16 protein-coding genes are annotated in these 10626 nt (G+C 42.4%); 1 reads left to right on the top strand and 15 read right to left on the bottom strand.

Translation table 11 applies throughout. The features are described 5' to 3' along the window. The first annotated feature begins 48 nt into the window (after positions 1-48). On the top strand, positions 49-264 hold the full coding sequence (locus ACGF49_RS23370) for a hypothetical protein (RefSeq protein ID WP_271868371.1): 216 nt from the start codon (positions 49-51) through the stop codon (positions 262-264). 276 nt (positions 265-540) lie between these two features. On the opposite strand, the gene ACGF49_RS23375 is transcribed toward ACGF49_RS23370, so the two are convergent. The 15 genes from ACGF49_RS23375 to ACGF49_RS23445 form a co-directional block, all read right to left on the bottom strand. Beyond that, positions 541-918, bottom strand: coding sequence for a hypothetical protein (locus ACGF49_RS23375; RefSeq protein WP_271868369.1), 378 nt, complete (start codon positions 916-918; stop codon positions 541-543). Positions 919-928: 10 nt separating this feature from the next. Further along, positions 929-2821, bottom strand: coding sequence for a DUF637 domain-containing protein (locus ACGF49_RS23380; protein WP_387493017.1), 1893 nt, complete (start codon positions 2819-2821; stop codon positions 929-931). Between the two features lie 17 nt (positions 2822-2838). Further along, positions 2839-3339: an Imm70 family immunity protein gene (locus ACGF49_RS23385; RefSeq protein WP_036774132.1), complete on the bottom strand. Its 501-nt coding sequence runs from the start codon at positions 3337-3339 to the stop codon at positions 2839-2841. Next, positions 3336-3950 (bottom strand): hypothetical protein, encoded by a 615-nt coding sequence (locus ACGF49_RS23390; protein ID WP_228902874.1) that lies wholly within the window; start codon positions 3948-3950, stop codon positions 3336-3338. The genes ACGF49_RS23385 and ACGF49_RS23390 overlap by 4 nt, the downstream gene beginning before the upstream one ends. Before the next feature lie 58 nt (positions 3951-4008). Then, positions 4009-4422 carry a hypothetical protein gene (locus ACGF49_RS23395; protein ID WP_036782101.1) on the bottom strand — a complete coding sequence of 138 codons (414 nt, stop codon included), beginning with the start codon at positions 4420-4422 and terminating at the stop codon, positions 4009-4011. Positions 4423-4427: 5 nt separating this feature from the next. Continuing rightward, the gene (locus ACGF49_RS23400; protein ID WP_228902873.1) at positions 4428-5486 is read right to left on the bottom strand and encodes a DUF637 domain-containing protein; all 1059 of its coding nucleotides are present in this window, start codon (positions 5484-5486) and stop codon (positions 4428-4430) included. 62 nt (positions 5487-5548) lie between these two features. Next, on the bottom strand, positions 5549-5866 hold the full coding sequence (locus ACGF49_RS23405) for a hypothetical protein (RefSeq protein WP_011147750.1): 318 nt from the start codon (positions 5864-5866) through the stop codon (positions 5549-5551). Positions 5867-5874: 8 nt separating this feature from the next. Further along, on the bottom strand, positions 5875-6390 hold the full coding sequence (locus tag ACGF49_RS23410; RefSeq protein WP_387493022.1) for a polymorphic toxin type 50 domain-containing protein: 516 nt from the start codon (positions 6388-6390) through the stop codon (positions 5875-5877). Positions 6391-6414: 24 nt separating this feature from the next. Beyond that, positions 6415-6825: a DUF6911 family protein gene (locus ACGF49_RS23415; protein ID WP_228902872.1), complete on the bottom strand. Its 411-nt coding sequence runs from the start codon at positions 6823-6825 to the stop codon at positions 6415-6417. Between the two features lie 99 nt (positions 6826-6924). Further along, positions 6925-7434 carry a hypothetical protein gene (locus ACGF49_RS23420; RefSeq protein WP_228902871.1) on the bottom strand — a complete coding sequence of 170 codons (510 nt, stop codon included), beginning with the start codon at positions 7432-7434 and terminating at the stop codon, positions 6925-6927. Between the two features lie 37 nt (positions 7435-7471). After that, positions 7472-7645: a hypothetical protein gene (locus ACGF49_RS23425; RefSeq protein WP_271868129.1), complete on the bottom strand. Its 174-nt coding sequence runs from the start codon at positions 7643-7645 to the stop codon at positions 7472-7474. Between the two features lie 94 nt (positions 7646-7739). Next, the gene (locus ACGF49_RS23430; RefSeq protein WP_228902869.1) at positions 7740-8087 is read right to left on the bottom strand and encodes a hypothetical protein; all 348 of its coding nucleotides are present in this window, start codon (positions 8085-8087) and stop codon (positions 7740-7742) included. Next, entirely contained in the window at positions 8087-8959 is an 873-nt protein-coding gene (locus tag ACGF49_RS23435) for a deaminase domain-containing protein (protein WP_387493025.1), read from the bottom strand. Before ACGF49_RS23435 ends, ACGF49_RS23430 begins: the two co-directional genes overlap by 1 nt. Before the next feature lie 344 nt (positions 8960-9303). Further along, on the bottom strand, positions 9304-9660 hold the full coding sequence (gene cdiI, locus ACGF49_RS23440) for a ribonuclease toxin immunity protein CdiI (protein WP_228902867.1): 357 nt from the start codon (positions 9658-9660) through the stop codon (positions 9304-9306). Between the two features lie 10 nt (positions 9661-9670). After that, positions 9671-10626: CdiA family toxin C-terminal domain-containing protein (locus tag ACGF49_RS23445; protein WP_387493028.1), on the bottom strand; the 956-nt coding region annotated here is incomplete at its 5' end.

The raw sequence follows: 10626 nt of genomic DNA on the forward strand, positions 1-10626 counted from the left end.
TCATCATTCGTTTTTTTAATCCTGATAATGGGGAATCTGTCATATTAAATGCTAGAAAATCGCGATAAGGCTGGAGATATTAAATGGCGCAGGGTATATACCCTATGGATTTCAAGATGGATCGCGACGGCAAGGGAGCGAATCCCCGGGAGCATAGAGAACTATGTAACCGGGGTGAGTGAGTGTAGCCAACAAAGAGGCAACTTGAAAGATAACGGGTATATCATGGTTTTGATGGCACCCTATTCACTGTTCCGTCAGTAACAAACATCCTATGGCTTACCCTACCTAGTTTCGGATCTATTATCCATTCGAATCTCCCTGAAACTCCATTTAAACTCCCGGATAGTTGATAAAGAGTAGCTCCTGCTGCATAGCTAATCGCTTTACCCGGGACACCCAGAATCTGACCCTTATCATCAATCAATCCGGCACCCTCGGCGTTAATTTGGCATAGTGAACTACACTACCGAATGTTATATGCTTGTCTAACATTCGGGGGCAGTTCAAGTCAGGCGGGAACTCATAAAAAATAATTTATTAAATTATAACCTTCTGCTTATTTTCATCTTCAAATAAAATTAAAACACTACCCTGTTCCAAATAAGTTTTATTAGCTATCAATGATAAGTTTAGATCAGTCAAAATAACCGGCATCGCATAATATAAGTATTTCCCTCCAACCAAAACACCAAACACTTCATCTTGTTCAATTATTTGATTTATAACTTTTTCTGTTAAAAATATTTTCTGATTTTCTTCACTCTCTTCACTCTCTTCACTCTCTTCACTCTCTTCACTCTCTTCAATAGTATTTGACTCAGAAATATATCCAGATAATTCATTATTTTTAGTAAAGACAAATAAATATCCAATAGAAGTGACATTATCAGATTTGTCAATTAATTTATTACTCATCTATTATTCCTTACCATTTCTTCGTATTTGTTGTAATAGCTTGCCCCATGAATTTTTCTTTAAACTCATTGATTGGAGTAAAGTACTGTCTTCCTAATGCCGGATCTCTAATCGCCACAACTTGCTGACCATCCCTTACGGTTATACCGTCTACAACAACAGCGTGACCACCTCGATCCAGCTTCATTGCCACTATCGCAGGATGCCCGTTTGATGTAGCTTTAGCTAAGTCTTCAACTGAAATTTTTGATGTAAATTTAGCATCCGTTAAGCCTTGATTTCGCATTGCAGATGCAAGATCGTTCATCCTTGCTCCATTAGCTGTAACTTTTGCATCTGTTATTAACTTCCCTAAATCATATTTCAATCCCGCCGTATCCATAATCATTGCACATGAATTTGGTCCGCACGTTGGTAGCTGGCCTTGATTTAAAACTAAACGATCACCATTTCTTGGAATGCTTGTACTTGCTGGATTGCCAGGCTCAAGATTTCCTACATTTTGCCCCGTCGCCCCCTTTCCAGCATACAACTTCTCATTTTCGATCAAACTAGCTACGGTATCAGTATCAGGCTTAGCATTTTTTAACAGCGGGTTTGAGGCATGACTCAATCCTTCTGCCAGATCCTTGGCACCTTCTTTGGTGCTACCTAATACTTTTACCGTGCCCGCAGCCAAAACGCCGGTCCCAACCGCCGCTTCTGGCGCAACCGCATCAGCGACAAAAATGCCCACGTTATTCAGGCACAGCGCCGGATTGGTTTTACAGCCTTCAAGCGCAACACGCCCTGCCGTTGCCATTTCAGCCGAGGCAGCAATCAGTATCTGACCGCCATAAACCAGCGCGTAGCCGCCCGCCGCCACTGCGGTGACGGCAATCGCGGCATCCTGCCGCGCAATGACGCGCTCTTCCGCAGCTTTATCCCCTTTTCCTGCCGCTAAGATATCTTTTTGATTATCTACCGATAACTGATACAGCATGTGCTCAGTCATGTTATTACGATAGACAAGCTCCGCGCTGTTTGCCGCACTGTAAGCGCCTTCCGGGGTATGGCTAATCAGAGCGCCTGACAACGCCCCGATAAATTTGGCGGTCTGGGCCTTAACTTCATTACCCGTCAGCGCTTCCTGAAGTTTATGGATTTGTCGCTCGGTTTCATTCTTATACGCCGGTTCAAATAGCCTGCTTTCCATTGTGATTGCAGCTAATTCAGCCGCCAGAGCACCTACAGCCGCCCCTTTGGCATCCCCTCCGGCGATTTCAGCACTGATGCCTGCCACAACCGTATGGCTCAATATCTTGCCTGAATGGCCTAAAACCTCCCCATTATCACCAATCAGTTTGGCGCCTTCCGCATTAATCTGATTACCAATATTACTCAACAACGCGGTTTGCAGATTATCCGTAAAACTGCCGCCGTTAATCGCCGTCCCTATTGTCGAGCTCACGATGGATTGTGCCGCAACACGCTGGGCCACCTGACTCCAATTATTATCACTCAATAAAGGAAGCTGCGCTTTTATCGGATCGACAACGCCTTTTCCTTCCACTAATTTTCCCCAGCCCATCGTGTGGTCTAAGCCCCCTAATGCGCCACCCACGGCTATTTGGGTCACGAGGGATTTGACGGCATCGCGCTTCGCTAAGGCTGCCAGTGTCTTGGTAAGATCCCCTTTATTTTCAACTAAGGCCACCGCCGCCTGTGAGGTCAACCCTATCATTCCGCCATAAGCCGCCCCATAAACCGCGCTCGCCGTGGCTCCCGTCGCCCCCACGGCACCACTTCCCGCCCAAGCCGCCAGGCCCGAACCTGCCGTGACCGCAGCGACCGCAATCACCATCCCCGGTATATGAACTGCACCTTTATCAGTTGAGTATCCAACTATTGGAGTACAGTTCACAAAGCCGGGAACTTTTTTTAACGTAACCAGAATGGAGGATCGTCTGGGCCTAAAGCATCGTATTTTTCAAGGGGGCGATTAATCTCATCAATATAATATGGTGTATCAGTAAAACCTATTCTTACAGGGATATATTCGTTAAGCTCTTGATAATAAACTTCAGTACATTCTAATGCTTCAGAAAATGCACTAAAAAGCCTTTTGAAAACAATTGATAGCGACTCTCCTTTCAGATTTAATTTCGTATTATTTACGTTCACTCCTAACGACATCCAATCAATACCTTTAGCTGATATCTGTGAAAATGACCTTTCTATACTGTCAAGATCTCTTTTGACACTTGATAATTCCTCATACTTCAAAGAACGCCGATAGAGATTTTCTGTGACCCAAGGGTACTTACTCCCTTTATTACGATGTTCCAATAACGTTACCACTAAATTGAAAAATCCATTTATATCAGATGCAGTGCCTATTTCAGCTAATGTCATAGCGGCATGTATACCAACATTTTTCATTCTGTTTTAAACCTGATGGATGATGAATTTATAGAACCATTTGATTTCTGCACTATTCCTTGAACTATTTGCATTTTTTGCTTGGCAGTTATTGCTTGCCCTCGAACATCAATAACTATCCGTTGTTCCATCCCCGCAGGTAGATTCTTCTGCCGTTCAATCGCCTGTTTGGCAACATTATTAATCAAGCCATTTTTGTTCGTTGCAATATTATAGTTCTTCACTTCAACACTACAAACATTGCCCTGACACCAGTCTGGACGAACACTGCCTTTAGTTCCATAGGGGACTTCCTTACCCTCTTTAAATGTAACCTGACCATTCCATCCATCCCCCAAATCTTTCCCGACATCAATTTCTGATTTTCTATGGCTAGGGCGTGAGACTGATGTAATTTCATCACTGGCCTTATTGAGCAGTTTGGAAGCTTCCCCAATATCACCTTTCTGTAAGGCTTTCTCTACCGCCTTGATAGTTTTCCCGGCGGCATCACCCGCACCCGGAATAATCGCTACTGCGGCGGCCAGATAATCTAATGCACTCTTAGCCTCTACAAAACCTTTAAAATTGAATGGTCTGAGTCCGGTAGAATTCCAAGACTCAGATATCATTAGCTGTTTAGTGTAACCTGTCCAATTTTTTGGTCAGTTCAGCATATCGAGAACTTCTTTAACGTAACCAGAATGGCGGGTCATCTGGACCTAAAGCATCGTATTGCTCAAGAGGGCGATCTCTATCTGTCATAAAATCAGGCATGTCTGTTATCACTATTCTGACTGGCTTATAAATACCCCAGTCTTCATGAAATACTTGAGCGGATTTTATACAACGCTCTATTCCTTCAAAATATTTAAAAAATCTGCATTTCTGCTCCTTTGATAATTTCTGCTGGAGTTGTGTTACTAACGAAGATGCTGTTTCTAATTCATAAAGATGAAGATACTTCTGGTAAAACTGAAACAAGATTTTTCGATCGTTAATATCGTGTATCTGTTCATTTAAAATAGAAAAAAATTGGGTCATTTCTGAAACAGAACCAAGTTCCACAATAGAACTACCACCATAAAAACCGATATGTTTCATGTTAGTTACCCTTTAAATTCGATCACTGCTGGGTCTATAATTCCATTTGATTTTTGAACAATGCCTTTAATAATTTCCCTCTCCTGTTCTAGTGACACGGTTTGCCCTCGAACATCAATAACTATCCGTTGTTCCATTCCTGCTGGCAGATTCTTCTGCCGTTCAATCGCCTGTTTGGCAACATTATTAATCAAGCCATTTTTGTTCGTTGCAATATTATAGTTTTTCACTTCAACACTACAAATATTGCCCTGACACCAGTCTGGACGAACACTGCCTTTAGTTCCATAGGGGACTTCCTTACCCTCTTTAAATGTAACCTGACCATTCCATCCATCCCCCAAATCTTTCCCGACATCAATTTCTGATTTTCTATGGCTAGGGCGTGAGACTGATGTAATTTCATCACTGGCCTTATTGAGCAGTTTGGAAGCTTCCCCAATATCACCTTTCTGTAAGGCTTTCTCTACCGCCTTGATAGTTTTCCCGGCGGCATCTCCCGCACCGGGAATAATCGCTACTGCGGCGGCCAGATAATCTAACGCGCTCTCAGCTTCAACAAAGCCTTTGATATCTCCGACAATCGGCACGAAGTCAGTACCAAAACTGATGACACCTCCGGCTTGTTTACACGCCTCCGGTGACTGCTGACAAAAAGCTTGCTTCTTTTCCTCGTAGGTTTTGAGTGTTCCCGACTTTTCTTTCTCTGCGGCGGACAGAAGATGTGCCAGTGAATTATAGACAATCACCATTTCACCGGCATTGGCGCCACTGTTGGCGCCTTCTGCGCTGTTGGTTGCAATGGCTCCCGCAGCGCCGCCGATGATTTTACCACCGGCCTGAATTGCCATCGGATCGCTAAAGGTTTTATCCAAGGTGATGGCGGCCAGTTCTGCGGCTAATGCGCCCACTGCCGCCCCTTTAGCATCTCCACCGCTAATCTCCGCCGCCAGCGCAGACACTGCGGCATGGCTAATCGCTTTACCCGGAACATCCAGAATCTGCCCCTGATCACCAATCAGTTTGGCGCCTTCCGCATTAATCTGATTACCAATATTGCTCAACAGCGCGGTTTGCAGATTATCCGTAAAACTGCCGCCGTTAATCGCGATACCTACATTAACCTCTAATATTCTCTTCTTATGTATATAAAACCACTTAAGCTATCAAGATCTCTAAATGGATTTGTAGAGAAAACTACCTCATCGTTTACACCTCTAATATCGTTATTAGATGATGTGTGAGCTAAAATATTCGCTATGACTATATCTAAACTTTCGTAATCTTCCTCTGTCGGTTCACGATCAAGATAATATCTTAATGTTAGGAGCTTTTTTTCATTATTGAATCCAACGGCTATTGCTCTGATAGCCGGATAAATTTCTCCAAGAAGAGCTTTTGACACCCATATAAACAACTCGTCTGGTATAGTTTTTAACATCATAAAAAACCTCAATGCTGAATAGGGTTAGCTGGAACAATATGCGCCCCGTTTTTTCCATAATGAATAATGCCATAATTTGTTGGCTGTCCTTCATATTTCCCTATTGGTTTACCAAAATTAACAATAGGTTGATTACGTGGAGTCATCCGTATGATGGGATATTCACCTGAGTGAACACCATTAAGTAATTTTTGAGGATCTACACCTTCCGCTAATGGAGAACGTCCAGGAATATAGTTGTTATGCTCTGTAATGTGTTTTCCTTGTTGCCCTAGATGAATTTCTTTTGATAACCCCTGAGGGGTTGGCAAACCTGTAGATACATTCTTCAATGTATTCATACCCGCATTGTGCAATTCTCCTGCCAGATTCTTCGCACCTTCTTTGGTATTACCTAATACCTTTACTGTTCCCGCAGCCAAAACACCGGTCCCAATAGCCGCTTCTGGCGCAACCGTATCAGCGACAAAAATGCCTACGTTATTCAGGTACAGCGTGAGCGTTGAACCGTTTAGCCCCGGCACAGCTCATAGTGCCGGGATTGTTGTTTAATTTAGAAGTTCTTTTGATACATTGCCTGTGTTAAAAAATTCTTTAAATACGCGATATATAAAATCGAAATTTTGAACTAAGGTTTTATCACTATGCATTTCACCTAAAATATCAACGCAATTTCCAGAGGCATTGTCATTATTTGGTGTTCTTACATTATGTTCACCTTCTATATCAAACTCACTTAATAATAATAGGTAATTATTATCTTGTGAATACAACGATAATTGATAAGGGCCTGATTCATCAGCGAAATTATTCCTTATAGTCAATACACCGGTTCTATCACGCATATATTCTAACAATCGACATAGGTCCTGTTCAGAAGGTTTTATAACCGGGGAGAGCTGCTCTCTCTCTCCTAAACATGTAAGACTAAATCCCCCAATAACCATATCTATACTCAAGATACTTCAAAGTGCATGTTTGAAAAACGATTATGTTGTTGAATTTAAATGTTTTTATATCTGACGACTCAAGCATCTTGAAGTTCATTCGGTATATATTCATTTAACCTCCCGTAAGGATTTCATTCCTGATTGCCAAATATATGTTTTCGGTAAACCAGTTATATCATCTACAGCATTGACAGTAACTGATTTTGCACCTGCAACATCGGCTGCTGCTGCAATATCCCCTTTGCAATAACCACAAACATCTTTTCCTACTACTGTTATTTTTAAATCAGCACCTTTTGAAACACCTGCATCATAGGCTTGTTGGATGGCACCGATCTCCGCATGAGCAGTTGCCATATTACCGTTTGGTAACTCTTTACCTTTAGCTATTTTTTTTGCCAAAATTCTGTCAGCAATTAGAGTACCTTGTTTCGCATTTGCCTGTTCAGAAGCTCTTGCTGTTTGATTCGTATCAGTAAATATTTTTCCATTCACTTCTAATTTAGCCGTAACTACTGGGGTTATGGCCTCTTTTGTAGATACATTCTTCACCAAACTAGCTACGGCATCAGTATCAGGTTTAGCATTTCTTAACAGCGGTTTTGAGGTATTACTCAACCCTTCCGCCCACCTTCTTTGGTGTTACCTAATACTTTTACCGTTCACCTGCCGCCACTGCGGTGACGGCAATCGCGGCATCCTGCCGCGCAATGACGCGCTCTTCCGTAGCTTTATCCCCTTTTCCTGCCGCTAAGATGTCTTTTTGATTATCTACCGATAACTGATACAGCATATTTTTGTGTAAATCAGAATCCCCCCTGACCGACAACACGCTATCTGAAATTTTCGATAATGCGAAAATTCGCCCTCATTTTTCCATAGCTATTTAAATCTTATAGCCCGGCTCTAAGCCGGGCCATTACTCAGATGAGCTTGAGGATATTCATATCATGAAGAAGTTCTTCTGCTTCTTCTTTAGGTACAACAGCTAATAAATTATCAAGCTTATTTTCAGTTAATAATCGAGATATTTCTTTTTGGTGATATTCCACTTGAGCAGGATACCAACCACCAACTAATACTAAAGCTACAACTTCTAGCATTAGATACTCAATAGGATAGTTAAAACTTGATGTATACCCATCATAAATATCAGCAACTATCGATTCATGTGTCCAACCGTCTTCACTATTCCTACGATCTCTACAACTCATAAAATATGACTCTAATAGCCATTCTTTAATTTCTGAATAAATGGTTCGTTCTTCCATTAATTTTTCCTCGGTGGTCTTAAGACAATACCATTATTATCCAATACATTAACTTGTATATTGGGATATTTAACCTTGAACTGATCTACAACACTGAGGCAACTTGCACATGCAGGTCGTTCAGTAAAAATATTCACCGTACCTTTAGCGAATGTATTGTTACCAAGTTTCTGAGCAATATTATCTAAAATTTTAGCTTCTGAATCAGTAGCTCTAGGGATCATTGCTCCAGCTTTATTTGGTAAGGTTTGTGTTGTGAATATTCCACTACTTTTACCAACAATGTCCTGAGCAGCCTGTGCTAGTGTTGGAGCATCAATTCGGCTATGAGCTGACACCTGTGATGGCAAACCTTCTACACTAATATTGGCAACCGCAACATTACCTTCTCGTCTCAAGGCTGAAGGTAAACCAGCCCTTACATCCATGACTTGTTGCTTCATTGCCGCTGATTGCTGAACGGCTTTCTCAGCATCCAAGTAACCTCCCCAAGCTTGAGTCGGTTTCTCTAATTCTGTCGCCCCCTTTCCAGCATACAACTTCTCATTTTCGATCAAACTAGCTACGGCATCAGTATCAGGCTTAGCATTTCTTAACAGCGGTTTTGAGGTATTACTCAATCCTTCTGCCAGATTCTTCGCACCTTCTTTGGTGTTACCTAATACCTTTACCGTTCCCGCAGCCAAAACACCGGTCCCAATAGCCGCTTCTGGCGCAACCGTATCAGCGACAAAAATGCCTACGTTATTCAGGTACAGCGCCGGATTGGTTTTACAACCTTCAAGCGCAACACGCCCTGCAGTTGCCATTTCAGCCGAGGCGGCAATCAGTATCTGACCGCCATAAACCAACGCGTAGCCGCCTGCCGCCACTGCGGTGACGGCAATCGCGGCATCCTGCCGCGCAATGACACGCTCTTCCGCAGCTTTATCCCCTTTTCCTGCCGCACTGATACAGCATGTGCTCAGTCATGTTATTTCGATAGACAAGCTCCGCGCTGTTTGCCGCACTATAAGCACCTTCCGGGGTATAGCTAATCAGTGCACAGACCTCAACTCACTATTAAAGGGTTCTGACTGGAACAACTCGGTTTTTATGCTGGTAAACCAGTTGTCATAAAAATAGAAGAATATAGCCCACGATTGAATGAACTGCACCTTAATCAATTAGTGTCTAACTTTTGGGGTGCAATTCACATGACCGGGGCATATTGATTTTATATTGGTATTTTTGCCAGTAGCTCATTAACCTTATCTGTATCTTCTGGATGAAGCTCAAGATACTTTTCACCAGCTAATCTGACATAGTGATAACAGGTTTCTTCACTGACTGTTATTGTATCTTCATCAGTTGGCGGATAACCAACAGCAAACTGAACACCTTCAAAATATTCATCTTCACTATTCACGTCAGGGAAAAAGCAATATACACCATCTAACATAAAAGATTCTTTTTGAACAATATTTTCTACGGCATCTAAAAAATGCTCGTCATTATACATAAGGTCAAAATAGCTTTTTATGATCCAGTCAAAATTAGAATGATCATAAGGTAGCTCAAATAAAAATTTCATTTATTATGTCCTATTTTGGATGGAAATTACTTATCCCACCGGTCTTCTTATCAATATATACCCTGAATGTAACACCATCTGCTGTAGCATCATATGCTTGTTGACCTCTAGCTATAGCTTGTTTATAACCGCTTACAGCAGCTTGTTGACCTAACTCCAACATTTTCTGATCAGTAAAAATTTTGGGATCATAGATAGTCTTTTCAAATGGTTTTGAACCATTACCTTTGTAAGTTCCTGTAAAATTCCCAGAAGCATCTTTAGCAGGTACTCTATATTCGATATGCATTATTCCATTAACACCAGTAGGCGTTTCACTGACGATTTGTATTCCTTTGTCTTTTACAACACCATAAAAAGCATCTGCATTGTGCCCGCCCGCAATTCCTGATTTTTGGGTAAATCCATCTACAGTTGCTAAATGCTTCGGCTGATTAATCTGAAAACTCATGCCATCAGGGTATGTAACAGTTGTCGTTCCCTTTCCAGCATACAACTTCTCATTTTCGATCAAACTAGCTACAGCATCAGTATCAGGCTTAGCATTTTTTAACAGCGGGTTTGAGGCATGACTCAATCCTTCTGCCAGATTCTTGGCACCTTCTTTGGTGCTACCTAATACTTTTACCGTGCCCGCAGCCAAAACGCCGGTCCCAACCGCCGCTTCTGGCGCAACCGCATCAGCGACAAAAATGCCCACGTTATTCAGGCACAGCGCCGGATTGGTTTTACAGCCTTCAAGCGCAACACGCCCTGCCGTTGCCATTTCAGCCGAGGCAGCAATCAGTATCTGACCGCCATAAACCAGCGCGTAGCCGCCCGCCGCCACTGCGGTGACGGCAATCGCGGCATCCCGCCGCGCAATGACGCGCTCTTCCGCAGCTTTATCCCCTTTTCCTGCCGCTAAGATATCTTTTTGATTATCTACCGATAACTGATACAGCATGTGCTCAGTCATGTTATTAC

Origin of the sequence: Photorhabdus sp. RM96S, assembly GCF_042879335.1 — a bacterium.
GTDB lineage: Bacteria > Pseudomonadota > Gammaproteobacteria > Enterobacterales > Enterobacteriaceae > Photorhabdus > Photorhabdus kayaii.

Excerpts from the sequence above, each read along its gene's own strand:
- ACGF49_RS23375 (WP_271868369.1), bottom strand. The coding sequence starts at position 918 with ATGAGTAATAAATTAATTGACAAATCTGATAATGTCACTTCTATTGGA.
- cdiI (WP_228902867.1), bottom strand. The coding sequence starts at position 9,660 with ATGAAATTTTTATTTGAGCTACCTTATGATCATTCTAATTTTGACTGG.
- ACGF49_RS23395 (WP_036782101.1), bottom strand. The coding sequence starts at position 4,422 with ATGAAACATATCGGTTTTTATGGTGGTAGTTCTATTGTGGAACTTGGT.
- ACGF49_RS23430 (WP_228902869.1), bottom strand. The coding sequence starts at position 8,087 with ATGGAAGAACGAACCATTTATTCAGAAATTAAAGAATGGCTATTAGAG.
- ACGF49_RS23390 (WP_228902874.1), bottom strand. The coding sequence starts at position 3,950 with ATGATATCTGAGTCTTGGAATTCTACCGGACTCAGACCATTCAATTTT.
- ACGF49_RS23405 (WP_011147750.1), bottom strand. The coding sequence starts at position 5,866 with ATGATGTTAAAAACTATACCAGACGAGTTGTTTATATGGGTGTCAAAA.
- ACGF49_RS23370 (WP_271868371.1), top strand. The coding sequence starts at position 49 with ATGCTAGAAAATCGCGATAAGGCTGGAGATATTAAATGGCGCAGGGTA.
- ACGF49_RS23385 (WP_036774132.1), bottom strand. The coding sequence starts at position 3,339 with ATGAAAAATGTTGGTATACATGCCGCTATGACATTAGCTGAAATAGGC.